A 22,767-nucleotide genomic window follows, 5' to 3' on the forward strand; every position below is an offset into this window, starting at 1 on the left:
TTTTAAATTGCTTTTAATATATATTCACTCATTTGACTTTTTAGTCTGTCGATAGAGAAATTTACCTCGACACCTAAATCGTCTAACTCAACTTTTACGCCGTTGTAATCGCTCTTTGAGCCATCAAGCTTGATCTTAGAGTCAAATTTCTTAGAGAAATTCTCTTCCAAAGCTTTCAGCTGCTCAGCGCTTAGGTCAAAATTTCCAATAACCTCGCCACGATATGTATTTTCAAGCAAAGATTGCTCTATCTTCATCTCGTTTAAGATCGCTGGGATAAGCTCCAGTCTTTTATTTGCGCCAAGAAGCTTAATAAAATTTACAAATTTGACATCTTGATTTTTAACCAAAGATAGTACAAATTCAACCTTTTGTGAAGCCTTTAATGTCGGCAAACTTATAATACTTTTAAATTTATCGCTAGCAAAAGCAGCAGTTAGTTCTGATAAATTTTCAACAAATGCATTAAGTTCATTGGACTTTACTTCGCTTAAGATCGCCTTTACGTATTTTTTAGCTACTACTTCATTCATTAGCTAACCTTTTTAAGTATGATATTTACAAGCTCTTTTTGATCGACTTTTAGGCTATCGCTTGAGAAAATGTCACTCAAAATTTCATTTACAACGCCTTTTATCATCTTGCGCTCTTCAAATTCTTTTTGCTCTTTGTAACTCTTTTGGAGGTTTGCTATATCATTTTGAGCATCACTTTTAACCTTAGCAGCTAAATTTAAAGCCTCTTTTTTAGCAGTTTCGATTAAAGAGTTTGCATTTTGCTTAGCCTCTTCTACACGTTTTAGAGCGTCATCTTTTTTGGCCTTAGAATCACGGAGTTTTTCTTGGATACTTTCAAGCTTATTTGCGATCCTGTCAATTCTGCTTTGATAAAGAGCTTTTAGTGGCTTAGCTGCAAAATATACCAAAATAGCAAAGAAAAGTAAGAAGTTTAGCGTTCTCTCTACTATATCGTAATTTGTTCCGCCATGCCCACTAGCATAAGCTAGAAATGGAAGTGCTAGAAAAAATAAAATTTTTATCTTCATAAAATTCCTTTAAATTTTAGAGAGCTTGGCATTTAAAGCCGCTCTAAGTTCAGGTAGTTTAGCTGATAGATCTGCCTTTAAGTTATCTTTCTGAGAGCTTAGAGCATTTAAAAATTCATTATAATTAGCCTCTAAACTACTCTTTACGGCATTTACTTCTTTTAAAGACTCTTCTTTTGCCAAATTTAAGGCTTCTTGCCTTATTTTATTGGCCTCAGTCCTTGCGTTTAATATAATCTCTTCAATCTCTTTTTCATGAACACTTAGATCACTTGCATTTTTACTAGTACTCTCTTCATCATTTTTTATAGAGGCATTTCTGTCATCTATGAATTTGAGCATTGGCTTATAAAGCAAGGAATTCAAAATAGCGATCAATACCAAGAAAACGACAGCCGTTAAAAGCATCAATGGCACATCTATTTCTAACATCCACTCTCCTTATTTTATCATTAAGTTTTATTTAATATTCAAATTAAAGTCTGATTTTACAATAAATTACTAAAAATAAAAATAAATTTGTAATTCTATTTTAGCCTAGCAATAAATTCTTCCACCTGTGAAATATTATTAAATTCTAAAACTAGATTGCTAGATTTTACTTTTGCTTTTATCTTTAAATTTTTAAAAATTTCTTGTAAATTTGATAGTTTTTTACTCATTTCCTCAGAAATTTTTGGCTTTTTGTCTTTTATCTCTTCTTTATTTTTTATCTTTTTCACCAAGATTTCCGTATCTCTGACACTTAGCTTTTGACCAATTATCGTATCAACAACCATCTTTTCTTCTTCAGTACTAAGTCCTACTATGACTTTAGCGTGGCCTTGTGTGAGCTTATCTTCTTGTAGAAGTTTTTGTGTGTAGTCGCTAAGAAGTAAAAGCCTCATCGTATTTGTTATTTGTGTTCTACTTTTATGAATGATGTTTGCCAAGCCATCTTGTGTGATCTTATACTCATTTATGAGCTCTTTATACGACTTTGCAAGTTCGATTGGATTTAAATTTTCACGTTGAATATTTTCAATAAGCGCAAGCTCTCTTAAATTTTGAGACTTGATATCAGCGATGATTGCCTTTATCTTGCTTGCTCCAAGCATCTTTGTAGCGCGGTATCTGCGCTCACCAGCTATTAACATATAGCCATCATCTTTTTTGATGACGATTATTGGCTGGATCAATCCGTGCCTTTTGATGCTGGCACTTAGCTCTTTTAAAGCCTCTTCGTCAAAATGTGTTCTTGGCTGGTATGGGTTTGGCAAAATTTCATCTATATTTATCTCTTCGACTATCTCAGAGTCATTTAAATTTGCGATCTCTTTACTGTAGGCTTGCTCTACATCTTCAAGTATCGCGCTAAGTCCTCGCCCTAATCCACCTTTTTTCGCCATTTTTTTCCTTAATTTTTAGTTTAAAATACAATATGCCAAATTTTGATACGCAATTGAGCCTGGTGATTTTATATCATAAAGTATCACTGGCTTACCAAAACTTGGGCTTTCAGCAAGTTTCACATTTCTTGGAACGACCACAAATTCCTCTTTGCTGTCCTTACTCTTAAAGAGCTTATTTTCAAAATGCTGCTTTAAATTTGCAATTGTCTCTTTTGAGAGATTATTTTGCGAACTAAACATAGTTGGTAAAAATCCCTTTATATTTAGCTTTGGATTTATCGTCTTCTTAATAATCTTAACCGTATTTAAAATTTGAGCCAAACCCTCAAGTGCGTAAAATTCACATTGAATCGGGATGATAACACTATCACTTGCGCTAAGAGCATTTATCGTGATGCTGCCAAGTGCTGGAGGACTATCGATGATGATAAAATCATAGTCATTTACAACTTCTGAAATTTTATTTTTAAGGATTAGTTTATAGTCCTTATTTTGATCGTTAAATTCTTGTTCAATACCGACAAGCCCTATATTTGACGGAGCCAAAAAAAGTGTTGGGATCTCAGTTTTTAATACGATTTGCGAGAGCTTTTTTCTATCTGTTAAGACGTGATAAATGTTAAACTCATAGTCACTTCTGCTAAAACCAAGTCCAGTTGTCGCATTTGCCTGTGGATCGATGTCTATTAATAATACTTTTTTCTCAGCAACCGCCAGTGATGCGGCTAAATTTACGGCTGTTGTGGTCTTGCCAACGCCGCCTTTTTGGTTAGCTATTGTTATTATCTCGCTCATCTTAACGAATATACCTTTTCCCCGTTTAATAATATCGCTCCATCCTCGCAAATTTCAGCATCCTGAAGCGAAACAGCTCTATTTGCAATATGCGTAATAAAACCTTTTGACTTGCAAAAGTCTATCCTAAATTTGCTAAAAATTGGCTTCCATAAAATCTTTTTATCAAGCATGCTAATAAAGCCCCAAACTAGCTCATCTACGCTAGTTTTTATATCCAAAATGCCCGCATTTTCAGGCGCGCTAGCTAAATTTATCCCCATGCCACAAATGTAAATTTCATCTACTTTATTTGTTAAAGTGCCACCTATCTTGCGCTCGTCCACATAAAAGTCATTTGGCCATTTTAACCAGCACTTTGAGCCAAGTTCGCTCAAGACTTCACGCATCAACATAGAAAAATATATTGAGATCGAAGGCGGTGGTATGTCGCTTGACAGCTCATCTTCACTTATGCAAAACGACATAAATAAATTTCCGCCAAGTCCCTCCCAGCTGTTGCCGCGGCTACCGACTCCTTTTGTTTGATTATACGCCACAACCATATACGGAGCTTTTATCTCGCCGTTTTTTAGGGCTTCTATCAAAAATTCCTGCGTCGAAGGCAGACTTTGGAAAAACTCTACTTTCAAATCACACCTTAAATTTATAGAAGTGATTTACCGGATTTTGTCCGCCACCAATGATGACCGCGTTTTTGATAGCGTTAAAGATATAATCATGCGCATTTTTTACGCTCTCTTTCAGGCTTTGGCCATTTGCTAAATTTGAAGCGATCGCACTTGATAGCGAGCAGCCTGAGCCGTGAGTAGCAGTCGTTTTTATGCGCTCGTCGCTAAAAATTTCATATTCACTGCCATCATAAAATATATCAAGCGACTTGCCTTCTATCTCGCCACACTTTAGATAGACGCTTTTTGTGCCAAATTTCAAAAGATCTTTGCAAGCCTCTTTTAGCTCGCCCTCGCCTTTTAGCTCACGCTTTAAAATTTCACGCGCTTCAAAGATATTTGGCGTGATCACGCTCGCAAGCGGAAAAAGCTCCTTCACGATCGCGTCTTTTGCAGCGCCCTCTAGCCAGATGTCGCCATTTTTACAGCTCATTACAGGATCGAGCACGACTGGTGGTAAATTTTTGATCTCTCTTAGCGTTTTGGCGACGCATTTTATGATATCCACGCTTGGGACAACGCCTATTTTTATCACATCAACTCTTATATCATCAAATATCGCTCTTATCTGATCCTCGATGAGCTTAGTCTCAACTAGCTGCATGCCAAATATGCCCTTTGTATTTTGAGCAGTGACCGCTGTGATCGCTCCCATCGCATATACGCCGTGTGCTATAAATACCTTTATATCAGCTAAAACCCCAGCTCCGCCGCTTGGATCAACTCCTGCTATACTTAGCGCATTTTTCATAACCGCTCCTTTAAATTTATTTTAATTCATCGCCAACGCTAATACGCTTACCATTTATATATGCTTTTGCGTTTGTTGGCTTTTTGCTTGGCTCTTGAAGCTCGTAAATTTTGACCGCCCCACCCTTGCAAGCAACGACTACGTGGTCCTTTTCTACGCTTAAAATTTCTCCACTTTTGCCACTTTTTTCGCTTAGCTCAAGCGATAAAATTTTAAGACCGCTTGCTAGATAAAGCCCCGGCCAAGGTGTGAGCGCACGAAATTTATTATAAATTTGCCCCGCATCTTCATCAAAGCTAAAAAGTCCGTCGCTTTTACTTATCTTTTTGCAGTGCGTGGCCTGTGCGTCGTCTTGCTTTTGTGGCTTTAAATTTGCAAAATTTCTTAGCACCTTGACGATTAGCTCGCCGCCAAGCTCGCCTAGCTCACTAAAAAGCTCACTTGACATCTTACTCTCGCAAGGCGTGTAGACGAAGTCCAGCATATCGCCAGTATCAAGGCCAGCGTCCATTAGCATTGCAGTCACGCCTGTTTGCTTCTCGCCAGCTAGGATCGCACTTTGTATAGGGCTCGCACCTCTATATTTTGGCAAGATCGAGGCGTGCAAATTTATACAGGTGGCGACGTCTAGGACACTCTTGGGTAAAATTTTGCCATAAGCTGCCACTACGATAAAGTCTGGGCTAAATGCCTTTAGCTCGGCAACTACCGCCTCATCTTTTAGCGTATTTGGCGTAAAGACTGGCACGCCTCCTAGCTCATTTTTAGCGTAAATTTTGACCTCACTTGGGGTTAAAATTTGCTTTCTGCCAACTGGCTTATCAGGCTGGGTAAAGACTGCTTTTATATTAAAGCCAGCTTCTTTTAAGTGCCTAAGTATCCTAACCGCATAATCAGGCGTTCCCATAAAAACTACATTCATCACTTTCCTTTAAATTTCAACGACTTTTATTTTAATCTACGTTTTCACTGCCAGTCAGCCAAGAGGCGCATGGATCTTCTTGCCAGTCAATCTTTTGAAATATCAAACTTCCTAGCTCATTAATGTTAACTTTGCCACTACGATCAAGATCCAGCCTTTTAAATTCCTCACTAGTACATAGATCTGGCGCTACTTTTTAGAGGTTGGGGCGCTTTGCAGGCCATCCATTCATCTAAATTTAGCGCGCCGTCGCGATTATTATCATTAAAATCCAAAAACATATATGCCGGATCGGCTGGATCACAGCTATATGCGCTAAGGCAAAATAGCATAATGCAAAAAATTTTCTTCATTTTATACTCTTAAATTTCTAAGTTCAAAGCACTAAAAAGTCTCAACTCAAAGATCTTTTTTTAGTAGCTCAAGCAGTGCAAATTTAAGTTCGTCGATGTTCTCGTTTGTCGCTGACGAGATCGGTAAAACAAAGTATGGTTTTTTCGCGTCAAAGCTGTATAGGTCTTGCTTATAGACAAATTTACCATCTTGTTTTGGCTCTAAATTTATGCTTTTCATAAATTCGCTTATATTTTCATCTAAATTTTCCGCCGCATCAACTCTGGTGATCGCGATAGCGTAATCCCTGCTGGCAAGTACGCTTGAAAATTTAGCAACCTCCTCTTTTAGCACGCTAAACTGCTCGCTCATGCTTCTGTAATTCGCACTATCTATCATGAAAAGCAAAATTTTATTTCTCTCGATGTGCTTTAAAAACTGCACGCCAAGGCCGCGTCCGTCGCTAGCTCCCTCAATGATACCAGGGATATCAGCCATGACAAAGCCGCTAAACTCATCAACCTCAACAAGTCCAAGCTTTGGCGTAAGCGTGGTAAATTCGTAGTTTGCGATCTGTGGTTTGGCGTTTGAGACGGCTGAAATGAGGGTTGATTTGCCGACATTTGGGAAGCCAACAAGACCCACGTCAGCGATCAGCTTTAGCTCAAGCCTGACCTCCACGCTCTCTTCAGGCATGCCTTTTTGTGCGTATTCTGGAGCTTGATTGATAGAGTTTTTAAAGTGAAAATTTCCGAGTCCGCCTTTACCGCCCTTTAAAAATAGCGTCTTTTGGCCCTCGATAACTATATCACAGAGTAGTTCATTTGTCTGTGCGTCATAAACAGCTGTGCCAGGAGGGACTATGAGTTCTAAATTTTCGCCCTTTTTGCCAGTCATTCGCTTGCCCATGCCAGCTTCACCATTGCCAGCCTTCATGGCTCTTTTACCCTTATAATTTGCTAAAGTGTGGGTATTGTTGTCACAAATAAAATAAACGTCTCCGCCGTCTCCGCCGTCTCCGCCATCAGGACCGCCTAAAATGACGTGTTTTTCGCGGCGAAAACTCACAGCTCCAGCTCCACCATGCCCCGAACTTAGAGTCAATTTTGCACTATCTATAAACATTTTTTACCTTAAATTTTTTATTTGGATTATATCCAACTTTACTGAAAATAAATCGTGATATCTTGATTAAAATAAAGCAAATATAAGTACCATGAAGCTCGAAATATAGAGTTGTGATTGATTTAAAATTTCTCTCAAACAGCTATTTGAAAAATTCTAAACACTAAATAAAAATTTTGATTTTTGAATAATTTTAAGAAAGAAAGGGGCTTTCGCCCCTGGTATTATGCAGCTGGATAAACAGATACTTTTTTTCTGTTTTTATCAAGTCTTTCAAATTTTACAAAGCCATCGACTAATGCAAAAATTGTGTGGTCTTTGCCAAGACCTACGTTATTTCCAGCGTGAGTTGCTGTTCCTCTTTGGCGGATGATTATATTACCAGCACGAACGAACTCACCACCAAATTTCTTAACACCTAATCGGCGTCCGATACTATCACGGTTATTTTGGGTTGAACCTTGACCTTTTTTGTGTGCCATATCTTATCTCCTTAAGCTGCGATACTTACGACTTTTACACGTGTAAATTGTCTTCTAAAGCCGCGTTTTAATTTTGAGTCTTTACGTCTGCGTTTTTTGTAGATAACTACTTTTTTGTCTTTGCCTTCATTTACGACCTCAAGAACAACTTTTGCACCCTTCACAAATGGCGCACCTACCTTTACTTCGCCGTCATTTACAGCTAAAACTTCTGTAATCTCAACGGTTGATTTAGCTTCAGCACTAAAGTGATCTAGCTTAAGGTACTCGCCCTCGCTAACACGATATTGCTTACCGCCATGCTTAAATATAGCGTATTTTGACATACTCTACCTTTCTAAAATTTGGTAAGACCAAAAAGCACTTTTTTACAAAAGATTTATGGAGCTTTGTTGGTTATAAGGTGTGAATATTAGCCAAAAGTTTATAAATTCTACTTTAATGCCCCTGATCTTATGATCTCATCGGCTAAATTTCTTATCATAGATGTATGATCTAAGAAAAATGTTTTGTCATTTGGCAAATGTGGCTGATATATCAGCGTCTTGGCTACTGGTGCGCTTAAGATCACATTTATCAGTTCAAGCTCAGGCGGTAAGACAAAATAAAGTTTTGGCTTAGGAATTTCACTTTGAAAAAGCCTTTGCGCGTAAAATTTACTAAAATTTTTATTCTTTGGAAGCTTTATCTCTTTAAAAAGATCAAATGGCAAAAAGTAACGCGCCAAAGCGTGAAGTCCATGCGCAAAGATGTAGAGGCGTTTTTCAAATTTAGGCGCATCTGTCCTGCCAAATGTAGAGCAAAATTTCTGCAAATGCTCACTCATAGCGGCCGTATCTTTTTCATGCAAGGCAAGCACAAATTTAACCGCCTCTCTTTCGTTTGCTGGCTTTTTGGACTCTGCAAAATTGCGAGCTTTTTCTAGGGCAGGGGCAAGTAAATTTTCATCTTGCCAAAGCATCGCCGTTAGCAGATCATGCATAACGCATAGAAATTTATAGCCGTTTTTGCTAGGTGGCAGGCCTTTTGGAAAGATCCTTGCCATACTATCTGTGTCGCCACAAGCGATAGCAAAAAATGCCGGTATGAGCTTCTCGCACTGATCATATCCACCGCTGCATCCTGGGAGTAAATTTAGCTTAGCGTATTGAAAAATGAGATCATTTAGTGCCTCGGCGTTGCCATCAGCTAGGCACTTTTCAAGGTAAATGTCGTAGCATCTAGCTCTTGAAAAAGAGAGTAATCGTATGAGCTCACATAAAAAGTCGTATTCGTTTAAATTTTTCTCTTTTATTTCAGTGTAAATCATCGCATACTCGTCTAAAAGTAGCTCTTCGTCGCTTTTTGGTGGTTTTTTGGCTCTAAAAATGTTAAACAAGCCTTCTAAAAATGACATTTTGTGTGCTCCTTATTTTTGCTAATTTTAGCCAAAAACGCCTAATTTCCACGTGCGAAAGGTGGCTTTAGCGGATATTTTAACCTTGTTTTGGTTATAATTGCCCCAAATTTAAGCAAGCTTAGGATAAAGATGGCAGGCGAAGATCAGGAAAAAACCGAAGAAGCGACCCCCAAAAAGATAGAGGATGCCAAAAAGGATGGTAACGTCCCCAAAAGTCAGGATCTAGCCGGGTTCGTGACCCTAGTTATTGCTATTGGCGTACTGCTTGCGATGCTAAATTTTATGAAAGAACAGATCATCTCACTTTATATCTACTACTCAAAATTTATCGGTCAGCCACTGACTTTGCCAACTGTAAAAATGATCGTCGTAAATACCTTTGCAAGGTCGCTTCTTATGATACTTCCAGTTTGTATCTGTGTGGCGATCGCTGGTGTCATCGCAAATGTAATGCAGTTTGGATTTATCTTTACCACAAAGCCTATAATGCCAAATTTTGGCAAGATAAATCCACTAAAGGGACTAAAAAATTTATTCTCGATGAAAAAAGTGATAGATAGCATCAAAATCGTGCTAAAAGTTAGCATCGTCTTTGGAGTTGGATTTTATTTTTTCTTGCAGTTTATAAAGGAGTTGCCACACACGCTCTTTTTTTCTATGTTTGATCAGCTTGCTTGGCTAAAAGAAAAGCTCATTATACTAGTTAGCGTTATGCTTTTTATACTTTTCGTGATCGGACTTATCGACCTTCTCATTGTGCGTTTTCAATACTTTAAAGACCTTCGTATGAGCAAGCAAGAGATAAAAGATGAGTATAAGCAAATGGAAGGAGATCCGCAGGTAAAAGGCAGAATTCGTCAAGCACAAATGCGTGCAGCCAAACGTAGAATGATGCAAAATATCCCACAAGCTGACGTAGTCATCACAAACCCTACTCACTACGCCGTGGCGATAAGATATGATAAAAGTCGCGACGAAGCACCGATAATACTTGCCAAAGGTGTTGATTTTTTAGCGCTGCAAATCAAAAAAATAGCCGTTGAAAATGGTGTGCAAATTTATGAAAACCCGCCACTCGCAAGAGAGCTTTATAAAATTTGTGAAGTCGATGATACGATACCAGCACATCTTTTTAGAGCCGTAGCCGAGGTGCTAAGCTTCGTTTATATGAGCAATAAACAAAAATTTAAAGATAAGCTTTGATAAATTCTACTCTTGCTGCTAGAAGTTACTAGCAGCAAGAGAATTTATCTATTATAGATATCCAAAAGCAGTTGCAAAAATATAGCCAAATATACAAGAGGATATAACGCCAATAAGACCCGGAATGATAAAGCTGTGATTGATAACAAATTTACCAATATGTGTCGTACCGCTTCTATCAAACTGGATAGCCGCAAGGTCGCTTGGATATGTTGGCAGGATGTAGTATCCGTAGCAAGCTGGTGCAAAGGCTAGAATGATAGCAGGATTAACATCAATATTTAATGCTAATGGCACAAATGCAACCAAGGCCGCAGCTTGAGAATTTACAAATTTTGAGATAATCAAAAGCATAACCGCATAAGTCCAAGGGTGCTCTTTTACGATGCTTCCTAGCGCCTCTTTCATCATCGGAGTATGCACTGCAAACATAGTCTCAGCCATCCAAGAGATACCAAATACTGCAACAAGAGCGATCATGCCTGATCTAAATATCTCGTTTTTACCGATCTTGCTAGCATCTGTTGGTGTAAAGATTAAAATGATAGCGCCAGTTAAAAGCATGAAAATTTGGATGACATGAACCATGCTTAAGCTCTTTGAAGATGCTTGTTTGTTGCTTATATTAATGTAAGCACCTTGGAATTCTTCTTTTGCGCCTTTTTCATTTATATATGTTACTGCACCATCAGCTGTGCGAGTAAGAGTTTGATTTGCATCTTTGCCGATGATTTTGACCGATTGAGCTTTTTGGTTAGCATTTAGCTTATCGTTTGCTACTTTTAGCTCAGCCGCCTCTGTTTGGATGCTAGCGTCTTTTATTTTTAAGGTTTTTAAGACTTTTTGCTCAGTTGGAAGGTTGGCTATTACTTGAACGACTGTTGCGTCTTTGTAAGTAGTCCAGCTTGGGCGAAGATCTTTAAAATATCCAAGAAGCGCAACTACAAGGATAGAGCCTAAAAATATCCACATCGCAGCCCATTGATAGCCAGGAAGCTTTTTACCTAAAAGTGTCGCACTATCGCCATAAACATATTTTTTAAACTCAGGATCTTGAAGCTTTGTTTGAAATACTTCGTCTTTATCAAGATCTTTGCCTCTAAACCAGCTAAAAATTCCTACCGCCAAAACGCCACAAAATGTTGATGGAATCGTAATCTTTAAAAGATCTAAATACCCATCAAAGCCAGCTAGGTGAGTTTTAGCATTAATAAGAAAGCTTGTAAGAGTTACAACAGCAACTGAAACTGGGCTAGCGATGATACCCATTTGTGAGGCTATCGAACTTGCTGCCATTGGTCGCTCTGGGCGGATACCATTTTTGATAGCAATATCATAAACGATAGGAAGCACGGTATAAACAACGTGTCCAGTACCGCATAAAATAGTAAGTGTACATGTTACAAAAGGAGCCAAGATACTTACATATTTTGGATTTTTTCTAAGTATAGTTTCTGCTATTTGAAGCATAACATCAAGACCACCACTAGCTTGAAGCGTAGCACTTGCCACAACGACAGCAAGGATAGTTAGCATAACATCAATAGCTGGCTTACCAGGCTCGATGTTAAATCCAAAAACGAGAACTATAAGACCGATACCACCTAGCATGCCAAGCGCGATACCGCCTTTTTTAGCTCCGTAGAACAAACATATAAGGACGATCAGAAGCTGGATAGCAAACTGCATGCCTTCACTTAAATTCATGAGAAAATCCATGAAACCTCCTAAGTTAATATAAATTTAACCAAGATTATATCTCTTATGGATTTAGATTAAACTTATATTTTAAGGATAACTTGATATAAATATAATATTTTGATTAAAAAGCTTATTTAGGATAAATTTTTACAAGATTGTCTTTTGCAAAAATTTTTTGATCTTGAAGATTTTATTTGTCTTAGAATATATAAGATAAAAATAGCATTGTTATATTTTAAATTTATTAATAATAAAAATTTATTTAAATTTTATAAATAATCTAGAAAAATATCATAAAAGCCTTATAAATACGAAGTTCAACAGAGATAAAAGAAAAAGGATTAATATTTAAGAAAAGTTTAAATGGTGGTTAGAGGCAGAATCGAACTGCCGACACGCAGATTTTCAGTCTGCTGCTCTACCGACTGAGCTATCCAACCACCCGTTAAAGAAATTCAGATTATACATGTTTAATATTTAAAGCAAGTTTAAAATACACACTTTTTTAAATAAAATAAGTTATGTTTTTCTATTTTGACTTGAGATATAAAAGAAATTCTAATAAATTACGAGCTTAAATAAGCTTGTAATTTATTTTAGTGTATATGAAATAGGAAAGCGCAGATAACGATCTTGTTTAGGCTTTGGAAACTCAGAACTTGCTCTTTGAATATTTTCTAAAGCACCATTATCAAGCGACTCGAAACCAGAACTTTTACTAACTTTAAGTTCATCTATACTACCGTCTTGCTTGAGTAAAAATCTAACCTCTACAACACCTTGATGCTTCATACGTCTAGCATTATTTGGGTAACTTTTATGTCTCTTAACTGCGATTATAACTTTCGTAAAATCTTCATCGCCTTGTGAATTTGATAAATTTAGCTCAGGTGTTATATTTTGAACTGGAGCTGCAGCGATAGACTTGTTATTGGCTGGTAAATTTGTATTTACACTAGCTGGCGGTACAATAGGCTGCACTGGCTGAGCAATTACCGGTTCAGGCTTAGGCTCTATTTTTTTCTCTTTTTTAGGCTCTACCTTTTTTATTTCACGCTTTGGTTTCTCCACCTTTTTAGGTTCAGGTTTTGGTTCTGGCTTTGGCTCAGGTTTTGGTGGCTCTGGTGGTGGCGGTGGAGCTGGTGGAGTTGGCTCTGGGATAAGCATTTGCTCCGCTATTTGAGGTGCTGAGACTTGTGGCACTGGAGTAAATGAATTAAGAGCTATTTTTATCGGTTTTTGCTCTCCTATTTTTATCTCATCAAAATTATGTGAAAGCAAAAAATATACTGCTGCTCCATGCACTATAAGCGAAACAGCTAAGCCGCTGTAATTTGAAATTTTATTCAGAGATTGTTTGGATTGCAAAATTTTCGTGGCCCTTCTCTTTTAATATATCAATTACTTTGACAAAGCTATCAAATTTCGAATTTTTATCGCTTTTTAGTTCGATCAATGTCTTTATATCAACCGCATTTAACTTATCTTTAAGTTCGTTCTCAGAAATTTCTACATCATCTATAAAAAATTTATTATCCTTATCAATTACTACGCTTACCTTTTTATCGTCCTCTTTACTTTGCTCGGCACTGTTTGCGCTTGGAAGATCAATAGCTATCTTACCTTGAGCAATAAAAGTCGAGATGCTAAGCACGATAGCAAGCAAAACAAGCATAATATCAATAAATGGGACAATATTTAACCCATCTTTTTTATTTAGACGCATTTTCAGCCTTGTATCTATTTAGCATTACATCTACTTTTCTGACAAAACCATTGTAAATCATCAAAGTTGGTATCGCCACAAGTAGTCCAAAAGCAGTTGCTTTTAGCGCAAGAGAGAGGCCGACCATTATGCTTTTAGTATCGATTCCGCCCGCCATACCCATATCATAAAATGTGATCATAATTCCAGCAACTGTACCAAGAAGTCCTACATATGGTGCATTTGAGTAGATAATGTAAAGTGTGGTTAAATTTTTGGTTAGTGCTTCTTCAAGCGATTCGATACTTTTGTAGCCTTTTATATCAACGCGTGAATAAAAAATAATACGCTCAATTGTATACCAAAGTACAAAAAAACTCATAATGCCTAAAATCGCAATAATTACATGATCAATGTGATGTTTAATTAGCTCCATAATACCTTCTTAGTAAAAATTTTTGCGTGATTATAGCTATATTGATAACCAATGTCAAATGTTTAGTAAAAATGTAATCAAATAAAAACTAAAATTTTTAATTATGTATGTATATATTTAATTATGTTTAGAATTTCAAAAATTTAATTTTTTTCTTAGCAGCTCTATTTCAGTGATGACTATTTTTGGCGTAAGCTCCTTCATACAGGCATGTGTTTTTATGGGACACACTCGCTTCATGCATGGCATACACTCTAAATTTAAATGCACTATCTTTGCGCTTTCATCTTGCCATGGGCTAGTCTCTTTAAATTTAGTCGGTCCAAAAAGAGCCACAAGTGGCACTTTATAGGCGGCTGCGATATGCATAGGACCACTATCGTTTGTCAAAAAGATGCCATTTTTTATAGAACCTATTAGTTCACAAAGCTCTTTTATGCTTGTTTTTCCGGCTAAATTTTCACATTTCATACCATTTTGTAAGAGCATTTGCTCGATTTCATTGCAGATCTCAAGCTCAGCTTTTGAGCCAGTGATCTTTACATCAAATTTATCTTTAAAGTGCAATGCAACCTCTGCAAAATAGTGTGGATACCACCTTTTAGCACTTCCGTAGCTAGCACCTGGATTTAGCACGAGGAGTTTTTGCTCGCTTTTTTTAGCTTCATAATAAATTTTTAGTTCGTTTGAAATTTCTTTTAAATTTAGGCTTTGCTTTATGAAATTTAGATATTTTTGCACCTGATGCAAGCTCTCGCTACTCTTTTTAAAGCAAAATTTTTGCGTTGCTTTTAGAAAAAATAGCAAGAATTTACTAGCAAATGAGCTTCTAAAACTAATAGCAATATCAAATTTTCCAAGCTTGCGAGCTGTTTTTATAAGACTTAAATATCTTGAGTTTTGCTTTTTACTATCGTCAATGACTACTTTTTCGCACTTTGGATGTAATTTGTAAAGCTCACAGGCCACGTAAGAGCCAAAAAATACAATATTTTTAGCATTTTTGCTTAAATTTTCTATCGCTGCACTCGCCATCACAGCATCACCAAGCCAAGTTGGAAGCTCTATAAACACTCTCACTTTTGCTCCAAATTTAGCACTTCGTTTATGATTTCAAGAGTTTTGCTTGCATTTTCTTCTATACTAAATTTTTGCGAAAGTAAAAATGACTTCTCTTGCAGCTCTCTCATCATATCATTATCATTAAGCACCTGCTCCACTAGCTCCAGTATACTTTCATCATTTGGTTCACGCATAACAAAACGATTTTCTAAAATTTCAGCTGCCCCATTTTGAGCCGTTGTAAAGACAATATTTTTAAAGCTAAGCGCCTCTAGAACGACATTTGAAAATGGCTCATAGTGTGTTGGAAATATAAAAATATCGCTTGCTTCATAAAATTTTGCAGTCATTTTTTGCTCACCCGTAAAAAATGCATTTATCTTTAGCTTTTTTGCTAGCTTCTTATATGAATTTAAATTTTTATCTTTGCCTACTATTAGCGCATTTACTGGCGTTTTTAGCTTTGAGACAAGAAGCAAAAAGTCCTTTGCTCCTTTTCTTTTAAAGCCATTTCCAACAAAAAGCACAATTGGTAAATTATAATCAAGTCCAAATTCTTCACATATGCTAAGTTTTGCTTCTCCTTTTTCTACCTTTTGTGGCAAATTTATACCGTTGTAAATGGTAACGATCTTTGACTCATCGACACCGTAAGCTGAAATGATTTGCTCTTTTATGTAGTTTGAATTTGCGATTATCTTTTTAGAATTTTTAAAGCAACGTTTTTCTAGATATGGATAGACAAAATTTAGAGGATTAACCCACCAAAATGGCTTTGTGGCACGATAAATTTTATGCACGCCGTCCCCTGCTCTATAAATATCTGCGCAGCTCACTCGCTCCAAGCTAAAATATACCTCATCGCTTTGTTTCTGGCGTTTTACCTGGGCATTAAATCTCAAAGCCTTTTTCCATGACGAGATCCTAGCCTCTCCTAGATATGAACGTATAGAAGTGTCTATACCTACGTCTTTTAGGGCTTTAGTAAGCCTTCTTAAATAGCGTTCGGCACCACCGACTGCGTTTGGATTGATACGTAAAAAAACTATTTTTTTCATGACCTCAAAGCTTTTTTGTTTTTGTGATTTTTTATTTGTAATGTCCGCCATAATATCAAAAATTTTTATAAATCAGCCTATTTTTTGCCTAAATTTCATAAAATTACACAAAGGATAAAAATGAAAACACTTACGATTATTGACACTTTTGGTTTCTTTTTTAGGCTCTACTACGCCATGAGCGGACTTAAAAACCGTGAAGGCAAGCCAAGCGGAATGATAAGTGGCTTTGCAAATTTTATAGCAAGCCTAAAGGATGAATACCAAAGCGACTATCTCATCTTCGCTCTTGATAGCAAAGGCAAAACCTTACGTCACGAAATTTTAGGTGATTACAAAGCAAACAGGAGCGAGCCACCAGCTCAGCTAAAAGAACAGCTTCCAGTTTGCATAGATATGATAGAAAAAATGGGACTCTACAGTCTTAGTCGCGAGGGCTACGAGGCCGATGACATCATCGCAAGTGTGGTTAAATTTTGCAAGGATAAAGATATATTTGTGCGAATAGTCACGCATGACAAGGACCTTTACCAGCTCATAGAGGACGGCAAAGTGAGCATCTACAGCCCACAAAGCAAGATCGACCACGATAGTGCTAGCTGCTTTGAAAAGTACGGAGTTTATCCGGCACAAGTAAGGGACTTTCTAGCGATCGCAGGCGATAGCTCAGACAACATTCCAGGCGTCAAAGGCATTGGCGCAGTGGGAGCTAAAAAGCTTTTGGCTGAGTACGGAAGCTTAGAGGGAATTTATGAAAATTTAGCTCTTCTTAGAAATGAGCGTACTAAAAATATGCTAGCAGCTGCAAAAGACGAAGCATTTTTGAGTAAAAAACTAGCCACTCTATTTGATGATGCAGTTAGCTCATTTGATCTTGAACAATCTAAATTTCCAGAGCAAAATCCTTTAATAAATATCTCAGAAATTTTAAAAGAGTACGATCTAAATAGACTTCTTAAGAGCTTGCAAAAAGAGGAAAATGCCGAATTTAAGCTTGGCTTTAGAGCAAATTTACTCCTTGATGAGGCTAGCATTGAAAAGCTCTTATCAGACATCACGCCAGAGACCATCGTCGCCTTTGACACCGAGACCACAGGCGTTGATAGCAAGAGTGCAAAGATCGTTGGTTTTAGCTTTTGCTTTAATGACGAAGACGCCTACTACGTGCCAGTGGTTCACAACTACCTTGGTGTGCCGCAGCAAGTCAGCCTAAAATTTGCCACTTGGGCGATAGGGCAAATTTACAAAGGTTGCGTAATAGGACAAAATTTAAAATATGACTTCGAGATCGTGAAAAACAATCTTGGTCTAAATCCCCCAGCAAATTTTAAAGACACGATGATACTTGCGTGGCTTAGCGATCCAAACTCGAGTGTTGGCATGGATGCACTGGCAAAGAGGCTCTATGACTACGACACGATAAAATTTGAAGACGTTGTCAAAAAGGGGCAGACCTTTGGCGATGTGCCTCTAGAAAATGCCGCCAAATACGCGAGCGAGGATGCTTGGATAACGCTTAAATTTTATAAAACTTTTCAAAACACGCTTGATAAAAATTTACTTGCCCTTGCCGATACGCACGAGTTTCCTTTTATCCTCACGCTCTTTGACATGGAGCAAAACGGCATCAAGATAAATGAAGCCAAAATGCAAAAGCTCATCCTTGAAAACGACACCAAACTAAAGGCACTAACAAGTGAAATTTACGAGCTAAGCGGCGAAAATTTCAACATAAATTCAGTCAAGCAGCTTGGCGTAATACTTTTTGAGCACTTAAAGCTTCCAACCAAAAAGAAGACAAAAACAGGATACAGCACTGATGAGAGCGTGCTTGCTGAGCTCATAGACGCCCATCCAGTGATTGAGAAAATTTTAGCCTATAGGGAGCTATATAAACTACAAAGCACCTACTGCGAGCCACTTTTAGCGCTTGCGAAAAAGGATGAGGGCTCACGAATTTACACGAGCTTTTTGCAAACTGGCACGAGCACTGGCAGGCTATCAAGTAAAAATCCAAATTTGCAAAATATCCCAGCTCGTGGCAGCCTCGCAAAGGATGTTAGAGAGTGTTTTGAAGCGCGCGAGGGATATAGTTTTGTGGGGCTTGACTACAGCCAGATCGAGCTTAGGCTGCTAGCTCACTTTAGCCGTGATCCTGCGCTGCTTGAGGCGTTTAAAAATGATGAGGATATCCACGCAAGGACGGCTATTAGCATATTTGGTAGCAGCGACGGGCAAAATAGAGCCGTGGCAAAAAGTATAAATTTTGGTCTCATTTACGGCATGGGCTCAAGCAAGCTGGCAAATCAAGTAAATATCAAAAGAGCCGAGGCAAAAGAGTATATAGAGCGCTACTTTAAGGCATTCGCGACGATAAAAGACTTTTTGGAGAGCATAAAAATTTCAGCCAAAAACGATGGCTTTGTGCAAACACTGCTTGGCAGAAAGCGCTACTTTGACTTTAAAAGTGCCACGCCTATGCAAATAGCCATGTTTGAGCGCGAAGCGGTAAATACGGTCTTTCAAGGCTCTGCAGCAGATCTTGTCAAGATGGCTATGGTAAAAGTTAGAGCAAATTTAGATGAAAACGCAAAAATGTTGCTTCAGATCCACGATGAGCTAATCTTTGAAGTAAAAGACGAATTTGCACAGGAATTTGGCAGGGCGACACAAAAGACGATGGAGGAAATTTACACGCTAAATGTGCCACTTAAAACATCGCTAAATATCGCCAAAAACTGGGGCGAGTTGAAATAAACGGATAAATTTTGCCGGAGCTTTTAAGATGATTAGCTCCTGTTTTATACTTAAAAAAACAAAGTTGTGATTTATCGCTACATCTTTGGACTTTTATACTTTTGCAAAAAGCAAATGGCATCAATCAAATAAGCCAGCAAGCAGCCCAACGCGTAACATACGATGTCACTAACATCAAATGTTCCGCCAAAGACTATACGTATTATTAAATTATGAATATCTAAAATTTCAAGCATTTTAAAGTATTGTAAAATTTCTATAAATAGCGAGAAAGCAAATATTTCAAATGCTAAAATTTTTGGTGCAATTTTAAACACGGCTCGTCCAAATGCGTAAAGCATCACCGTAACTAGCACATCACCCAAATAATGGCGCACGAAGCCACCTTTGACAAAAACTGCGATAAAAATTTCGATTGCCAAAATCACGATTGCTACGAGCAAAAAGAACAATCTAGCTCGCAAGCTATGTCTCATTTTCTCGTATTGAAAAGATTTGTATATTTTTCGTTTTACTTGCATTTTTTTATTTATTTGAAATTTTACTTTTTTATAAATTAGAAATGATATCCATACCATCTTTAAAGCCAGGATTATATTGGATATATTTCTCGCCCACAAATGTATTTACAACTTCTACCTTATGCTCGTTAAAAAGAGCATTTCATTAGGTTTTACTTGAAATGGCCAAAACCCGGCTACTTCATGAATTCTAATAGATAATAGCAATATTGCCAAATAAAAAATTTCTTATTTTTAAAATTATTTGACAAGAAATATTAATCAAAATAGCTTTTGAAAATATTTTTTAGACAATTAATAAATTTTGGTTTAGGGATAATTAAATTTATGGATTAAAATTTTTCTATAAAATCTTTAAAAATTTCATAAAGTTTATTTACTTCATCAACACTGACTCGTTCGTTTTTGGCATGTATACGATCGTTTATCACGCCAAATTCTATCACATCTACGCCAAAACTAGCAAAGTGCCTAGCATCGCTCGTGCCACCTTTTGTATTTAGAATCGGTGTAACGCCTGTGAACTTTGTGACAGAGGCCATTAAATTTTTTACGATTTTGCTATCTTTGTTTGTTAAAAATCTCTTTGAGCTTTGTTTTATACTAAGCTCGTAATCAAGCCCTTTTAAGACCTCTCTAAGATAGCTCTCAACGTCATTTACGTCAGTTAAATTTGAGTTTCTCACATTAAACATTATGCTAAGCTCGCTTGGCGTGACATTACAAACTTGCATGCCGCCTCTAATATCAGTTACCACGATCTTGCTTGGACTAAAAAACTCGCTCCCAGCGTCCATATCGTGATCAGCTATTTTATTTAGAAGTGGAGCTATTAAATTTACCGGATTTACACACTTTTCAGGATATGCCACGTGCCCTTGAATGCCCTTTATCACGATCTTGCCATTTATTGAGCCACGTCTACCGACCTTTATGCTATCGCCAAATTCTTTATCGCAAGTTGGCTCAGCCACTACGCAAAATTTTGGCAAATCATTTATTTCGCGTAAATATTCAAGTGCTAAAGGCGTGCCATATGTGCCATCGCCCTCTTCGTCGCTTGTTAAAATAAGACTTAGCTTACCATTAAATTTCGTATCTTTAGCAGCGCAAACAAAAGCAGCCACGCCACTTTTCATATCCTGTGCGCCTCTTGCGTAGATGTAGCCATCTTTTTCTAGTGGGGTAAATGGATCGCTATCCCAGCCCTCACCTGGAGGCACGACATCAACATGTCCTGCAAAAGCTAGATGCTCGCCATCACCATAAATTTTAGAAAGTATGAGATTTTTGGTGCCATTTTTTTCTATAAATTTAGCCTCAAAATCAGGCAAAAATCTAGCGATAAATTCTAAGCTTCCAGCATCATTAGGTGTGATAGAGCGAAAGCTTAAAAGCTCTTTTAAAAAGCTAATTACCACTAAGCACCTTATGAGCCGGCACGCTCTGGTGCACCAAAATAAAAGCCCTGGAACTCATCTACGCCGATCTCTTTACAGATTTCAAATATCTCTTTTGAATGCACATATTCAGCAATGGTTTTTATACCAAGGTCTTTTGCAAATGCCACGATCGCACTTGCGATAGAGTGTGAATCTTTATTTATGTCTATATCTTTTATAATAGAGCCATCGATCTTTACGTAGTCAGGCTTAATCTTTATGATGTAAGAAAAATTTGAATATCCTGAGCCAAAATCATCGATAGCGATCTTTGCACCCATGCTTTTTACACGCTCGATAAAATTTGAAACTCTCTCTAAATTTTTAAGCTCTTCATCTTCAACGATCTCAAATACTACTCTGCCGGCAACATTGTGCTTATTTAATAAATTTAAAACAAGCGAGCTAACATCACCATCGATCATATCTCTACTGCTTAAATTTATGGAAAGTACTAAATTCTTATCCTCTACAAGCTGCTTAAAACACTTTTTAATGAGTTGTTTCTCAAGATCAGCATAACGCTTAATACGCTTTGAGATATCTAAAAAGACATTTGGTGATATAACATCGCCTCTATCTAAAAGTCTTATTAAGCATTCGTATTTTACAGGTACCTTTTGGTCATTAACTATCGGCTGAAAATAAGGAACAATATTGTTGTTTATAGTGGCGTATTGTATCAGTTTAGAGCGTTCTATTTGAGTTGCGTATTCCTCTTTTTGATTTAGCCCTTTGAAATAGCAAACATAGTCTTTATCTTGCTCTTTTGCCGTTTTTAATGCTATTGTTGCTTTTCTTAGTGTTTGGTCACTATCAAGAGCAAAGCCTATTGTACTATGTATCTCGATACCTTCTATCTCTCTGCCATCTTCATCGACTATACTTAGCATACGACCTTTAAAAATTTCTATCAAATCTTCAACCATATCTTCATATCTATCGATAAAGCTATCGCTATCTTCTACCAGAGCAAACCTATCTGCTTCTATGCAGTAAGCTTTCATATTCTCATCTTTGGCAAATTCACTGATCAAATCAGCCATCTTGACCAAAATCTGATCACATGCAAATTTACCGTAAAAGTCATTCATCTTGCCAAAATCGTCAATATCTATAAGCACTACTTTAGGATTTTCATAGCTATTAATATCACGCACCAATGCTGTTTTATTTAAAAGTCCAGTCATTGGATCTATATAAAGCTTTTCTCCAAGCTCTTCTATCTGCTTTTTAGTATCCGTTTTTAATGCGTTATAGTTATTTTTTTCTTTTATGTACTTGACCGCATACCATATACAAGTAGACAAAGCAACTATTGCGCCAACGAGGCTTAAGATGAATGTTAAAGCCATATTATTTAAAAGCCACTCAAAAAAGTACTCATCATGCGTACCAGCAATACGTTGATCGACCTTTCCTTTAAAGCCTAATATATACTCTCCAACTGGCACAAACATACAAACTTGAGCAGCATTTTCTGGCAAAATTTTTGCCCAAAAATAATCTTTTTGGAAATTATGAGCAAAGATATTTCCACAGATTTTATCGTTAAATTCTTGATTTATTATTCTTTTATCTGAAGATGCTACGACCTTGTATCCATTTTTATTATCATCCTTTAATAAAAGGACATCACCCATAGCGCTATCGTTAATGTAAGATTGGAAATTTGCAACATCATATTTGCTGACATTTTTGAAATAATCAACATATTGATATGTCAAATAATCAACTTTCTTTCGAAGATTAAAACCATTTTCAGCAGAAGCATTATTAAATTTAAAATAAAAAACTGCCAGGTTTTCGACTAAAAAAATACTTCCCAAAACAAACACTAAACCTATAATCGTTTTAGTGATGTTTAGATTTTTACCCGTTTGCTCGTCCTTGTTACTCAAAAGTTACTTCCCTTATTTTGTGTACTTGCCCTGATTATATCAACCTTAAAATAAATTTTAACTTTTA

At 37.1% G+C, this 22,767-nt stretch carries 24 protein-coding genes and 1 tRNA gene; 2 read left to right on the forward strand and 23 right to left on the reverse strand.

Annotated elements, in window-relative coordinates; all coding sequences use genetic code 11:
- Window positions 1-2: 2 nt before the first annotated feature.
- From CVS95_RS02765 to CVS95_RS02825, 13 genes are all read right to left on the reverse strand, one after another.
- Window positions 3-533, reverse strand: a complete 531-nt coding sequence (locus CVS95_RS02765) for a F0F1 ATP synthase subunit delta (RefSeq protein ID WP_107695484.1) — start codon at window positions 531-533, stop codon at window positions 3-5.
- On the reverse strand, window positions 533-1,045 hold the full coding sequence (locus CVS95_RS02770; protein ID WP_107695485.1) for a F0F1 ATP synthase subunit B: 513 nt from the start codon (window positions 1,043-1,045) through the stop codon (window positions 533-535). The genes CVS95_RS02765 and CVS95_RS02770 overlap by 1 nt, the downstream gene beginning before the upstream one ends.
- Window positions 1,046-1,054: 9 nt before the next feature.
- Window positions 1,055-1,477, reverse strand: a complete 423-nt coding sequence (locus CVS95_RS02775; RefSeq protein WP_054196218.1) for a FoF1 ATP synthase subunit B' — start codon at window positions 1,475-1,477, stop codon at window positions 1,055-1,057.
- A gap of 95 nt (window positions 1,478-1,572) precedes the next feature.
- Window positions 1,573-2,433, reverse strand: a complete 861-nt coding sequence (locus tag CVS95_RS02780; protein ID WP_072593827.1) for a ParB/RepB/Spo0J family partition protein — start codon at window positions 2,431-2,433, stop codon at window positions 1,573-1,575.
- 15 nt (window positions 2,434-2,448) lie between these two features.
- Window positions 2,449-3,231 carry a ParA family protein gene (locus tag CVS95_RS02785; protein WP_021090449.1) on the reverse strand — a complete coding sequence of 261 codons (783 nt, stop codon included), beginning with the start codon at window positions 3,229-3,231 and terminating at the stop codon, window positions 2,449-2,451.
- Window positions 3,228-3,863 carry a biotin--[acetyl-CoA-carboxylase] ligase gene (locus tag CVS95_RS02790; RefSeq protein ID WP_107695486.1) on the reverse strand — a complete coding sequence of 212 codons (636 nt, stop codon included), beginning with the start codon at window positions 3,861-3,863 and terminating at the stop codon, window positions 3,228-3,230. Before CVS95_RS02790 ends, CVS95_RS02785 begins: the two co-directional genes overlap by 4 nt.
- Before the next feature lies 1 nt (window position 3,864).
- Window positions 3,865-4,653 carry a bifunctional hydroxymethylpyrimidine kinase/phosphomethylpyrimidine kinase gene (gene thiD / locus CVS95_RS02795; protein WP_107695487.1) on the reverse strand — a complete coding sequence of 263 codons (789 nt, stop codon included), beginning with the start codon at window positions 4,651-4,653 and terminating at the stop codon, window positions 3,865-3,867.
- Window positions 4,654-4,669: 16 nt separating this feature from the next.
- Window positions 4,670-5,575 carry a methionyl-tRNA formyltransferase gene (gene fmt / locus CVS95_RS02800; RefSeq protein ID WP_107695488.1) on the reverse strand — a complete coding sequence of 302 codons (906 nt, stop codon included), beginning with the start codon at window positions 5,573-5,575 and terminating at the stop codon, window positions 4,670-4,672.
- Window positions 5,576-5,745: 170 nt separating this feature from the next.
- The gene (locus tag CVS95_RS09620) at window positions 5,746-5,928 is read right to left on the reverse strand and encodes a hypothetical protein (protein WP_199906329.1); all 183 of its coding nucleotides are present in this window, start codon (window positions 5,926-5,928) and stop codon (window positions 5,746-5,748) included.
- A 46-nt stretch (window positions 5,929-5,974) separates the two neighbouring features.
- Window positions 5,975-7,033, reverse strand: a complete 1,059-nt coding sequence (gene obgE / locus CVS95_RS02810; protein ID WP_107695489.1) for a GTPase ObgE — start codon at window positions 7,031-7,033, stop codon at window positions 5,975-5,977.
- Between the two features lie 224 nt (window positions 7,034-7,257).
- The gene (rpmA, locus tag CVS95_RS02815) at window positions 7,258-7,515 is read right to left on the reverse strand and encodes a 50S ribosomal protein L27 (RefSeq protein ID WP_002942569.1); all 258 of its coding nucleotides are present in this window, start codon (window positions 7,513-7,515) and stop codon (window positions 7,258-7,260) included.
- Between the two features lie 11 nt (window positions 7,516-7,526).
- Window positions 7,527-7,841 carry a 50S ribosomal protein L21 gene (rplU, locus tag CVS95_RS02820; RefSeq protein WP_021090648.1) on the reverse strand — a complete coding sequence of 105 codons (315 nt, stop codon included), beginning with the start codon at window positions 7,839-7,841 and terminating at the stop codon, window positions 7,527-7,529.
- Window positions 7,842-7,948: 107 nt separating this feature from the next.
- Window positions 7,949-8,911, reverse strand: coding sequence for a hypothetical protein (locus CVS95_RS02825; protein ID WP_107695490.1), 963 nt, complete (start codon window positions 8,909-8,911; stop codon window positions 7,949-7,951).
- A gap of 132 nt (window positions 8,912-9,043) precedes the next feature.
- Here CVS95_RS02825 and flhB point away from each other — a divergent pair, with 132 nt between their 5' ends.
- Window positions 9,044-10,117: a flagellar biosynthesis protein FlhB gene (flhB, locus tag CVS95_RS02830; RefSeq protein WP_035167257.1), complete on the forward strand. Its 1,074-nt coding sequence runs from the start codon at window positions 9,044-9,046 to the stop codon at window positions 10,115-10,117.
- Window positions 10,118-10,168: 51 nt separating this feature from the next.
- On the opposite strand, the gene CVS95_RS02835 is transcribed toward flhB, so the two are convergent.
- The 7 genes from CVS95_RS02835 to CVS95_RS02865 all read right to left on the reverse strand — a co-directional run bounded on the left by CVS95_RS02835 (window position 10,169) and on the right by CVS95_RS02865 (window position 16,079).
- A complete protein-coding gene (locus tag CVS95_RS02835; RefSeq protein ID WP_087585498.1) occupies window positions 10,169-11,836 on the reverse strand; it encodes an anaerobic C4-dicarboxylate transporter in 1,668 nt (555 codons plus the stop codon).
- Between the two features lie 346 nt (window positions 11,837-12,182).
- Window positions 12,183-12,258, reverse strand: a tRNA-Phe gene (locus CVS95_RS02840).
- 151 nt (window positions 12,259-12,409) lie between these two features.
- A complete protein-coding gene (locus tag CVS95_RS02845; protein ID WP_107695491.1) occupies window positions 12,410-13,186 on the reverse strand; it encodes an energy transducer TonB in 777 nt (258 codons plus the stop codon).
- On the reverse strand, window positions 13,161-13,544 hold the full coding sequence (gene exbD / locus CVS95_RS02850) for a TonB system transport protein ExbD (RefSeq protein WP_072593836.1): 384 nt from the start codon (window positions 13,542-13,544) through the stop codon (window positions 13,161-13,163). Before exbD ends, CVS95_RS02845 begins: the two co-directional genes overlap by 26 nt.
- Complete coding sequence (gene exbB / locus CVS95_RS02855; protein WP_054196205.1) at window positions 13,531-13,959, reverse strand: TonB-system energizer ExbB; 429 nt, start codon at window positions 13,957-13,959, stop codon at window positions 13,531-13,533. The genes exbD and exbB overlap by 14 nt, the downstream gene beginning before the upstream one ends.
- Window positions 13,960-14,094: 135 nt before the next feature.
- Window positions 14,095-15,039: a lipopolysaccharide heptosyltransferase II gene (gene waaF / locus CVS95_RS02860; RefSeq protein WP_107695492.1), complete on the reverse strand. Its 945-nt coding sequence runs from the start codon at window positions 15,037-15,039 to the stop codon at window positions 14,095-14,097.
- Complete coding sequence (locus CVS95_RS02865) at window positions 15,036-16,079, reverse strand: glycosyltransferase family 4 protein (protein ID WP_107695929.1); 1,044 nt, start codon at window positions 16,077-16,079, stop codon at window positions 15,036-15,038. Before CVS95_RS02865 ends, waaF begins: the two co-directional genes overlap by 4 nt.
- Window positions 16,080-16,199: 120 nt before the next feature.
- On the opposite strand from CVS95_RS02865, the gene polA reads away from it, so the two are divergent.
- Window positions 16,200-18,836, forward strand: a complete 2,637-nt coding sequence (polA, locus tag CVS95_RS02870) for a DNA polymerase I (protein ID WP_107695493.1) — start codon at window positions 16,200-16,202, stop codon at window positions 18,834-18,836.
- A 77-nt stretch (window positions 18,837-18,913) separates the two neighbouring features.
- On the opposite strand, the gene CVS95_RS02875 is transcribed toward polA, so the two are convergent.
- The 3 genes from CVS95_RS02875 to CVS95_RS02885 all read right to left on the reverse strand — a co-directional run bounded on the left by CVS95_RS02875 (window position 18,914) and on the right by CVS95_RS02885 (window position 22,700).
- Window positions 18,914-19,312, reverse strand: a complete 399-nt coding sequence (locus CVS95_RS02875) for a DUF2809 domain-containing protein (RefSeq protein WP_234399994.1) — start codon at window positions 19,310-19,312, stop codon at window positions 18,914-18,916.
- A gap of 377 nt (window positions 19,313-19,689) precedes the next feature.
- Complete coding sequence (gene dapE / locus CVS95_RS02880) at window positions 19,690-20,778, reverse strand: succinyl-diaminopimelate desuccinylase (protein WP_107695494.1); 1,089 nt, start codon at window positions 20,776-20,778, stop codon at window positions 19,690-19,692.
- 8 nt (window positions 20,779-20,786) lie between these two features.
- Window positions 20,787-22,700: an EAL domain-containing protein gene (locus CVS95_RS02885; protein WP_107695495.1), complete on the reverse strand. Its 1,914-nt coding sequence runs from the start codon at window positions 22,698-22,700 to the stop codon at window positions 20,787-20,789.
- Between the last annotated feature and the right edge of the window lie 67 nt (window positions 22,701-22,767).

Origin of the sequence: Campylobacter concisus (assembly GCF_003048905.1) — a bacterium.
In the GTDB taxonomy this organism is placed as follows: domain Bacteria; phylum Campylobacterota; class Campylobacteria; order Campylobacterales; family Campylobacteraceae; genus Campylobacter_A; species Campylobacter_A concisus_V.

Coding starts and splice junctions, on each gene's coding strand:
- CVS95_RS02780 (WP_072593827.1), bottom strand. CDS start 2,433: ATGGCGAAAAAAGGTGGATTAGGGCGAGGACTTAGCGCGATACTTGAA.
- CVS95_RS02785 (WP_021090449.1), bottom strand. CDS start 3,231: ATGAGCGAGATAATAACAATAGCTAACCAAAAAGGCGGCGTTGGCAAG.
- fmt (WP_107695488.1), bottom strand. CDS start 5,575: ATGAATGTAGTTTTTATGGGAACGCCTGATTATGCGGTTAGGATACTT.
- obgE (WP_107695489.1), bottom strand. CDS start 7,033: ATGTTTATAGATAGTGCAAAATTGACTCTAAGTTCGGGGCATGGTGGA.
- CVS95_RS02835 (WP_087585498.1), bottom strand. CDS start 11,836: ATGGATTTTCTCATGAATTTAAGTGAAGGCATGCAGTTTGCTATCCAG.
- CVS95_RS02865 (WP_107695929.1), bottom strand. CDS start 16,079: ATGAAAAAAATAGTTTTTTTACGTATCAATCCAAACGCAGTCGGTGGT.
- rpmA (WP_002942569.1), bottom strand. CDS start 7,515: ATGGCACACAAAAAAGGTCAAGGTTCAACCCAAAATAACCGTGATAGT.
- CVS95_RS02770 (WP_107695485.1), bottom strand. CDS start 1,045: ATGAAGATAAAAATTTTATTTTTTCTAGCACTTCCATTTCTAGCTTAT.
- CVS95_RS02875 (WP_234399994.1), bottom strand. CDS start 19,312: ATGAGACATAGCTTGCGAGCTAGATTGTTCTTTTTGCTCGTAGCAATC.
- rplU (WP_021090648.1), bottom strand. CDS start 7,841: ATGTCAAAATACGCTATATTTAAGCATGGCGGTAAGCAATATCGTGTT.
- CVS95_RS02825 (WP_107695490.1), bottom strand. CDS start 8,911: ATGTCATTTTTAGAAGGCTTGTTTAACATTTTTAGAGCCAAAAAACCA.
- thiD (WP_107695487.1), bottom strand. CDS start 4,653: ATGAAAAATGCGCTAAGTATAGCAGGAGTTGATCCAAGCGGCGGAGCT.
- polA (WP_107695493.1), top strand. CDS start 16,200: ATGAAAACACTTACGATTATTGACACTTTTGGTTTCTTTTTTAGGCTC.
- CVS95_RS02765 (WP_107695484.1), bottom strand. CDS start 533: ATGAATGAAGTAGTAGCTAAAAAATACGTAAAGGCGATCTTAAGCGAA.
- exbD (WP_072593836.1), bottom strand. CDS start 13,544: ATGCGTCTAAATAAAAAAGATGGGTTAAATATTGTCCCATTTATTGAT.
- CVS95_RS02775 (WP_054196218.1), bottom strand. CDS start 1,477: ATGTTAGAAATAGATGTGCCATTGATGCTTTTAACGGCTGTCGTTTTC.
- flhB (WP_035167257.1), top strand. CDS start 9,044: ATGGCAGGCGAAGATCAGGAAAAAACCGAAGAAGCGACCCCCAAAAAG.
- exbB (WP_054196205.1), bottom strand. CDS start 13,959: ATGGAGCTAATTAAACATCACATTGATCATGTAATTATTGCGATTTTA.
- CVS95_RS09620 (WP_199906329.1), bottom strand. CDS start 5,928: ATGAAGAAAATTTTTTGCATTATGCTATTTTGCCTTAGCGCATATAGC.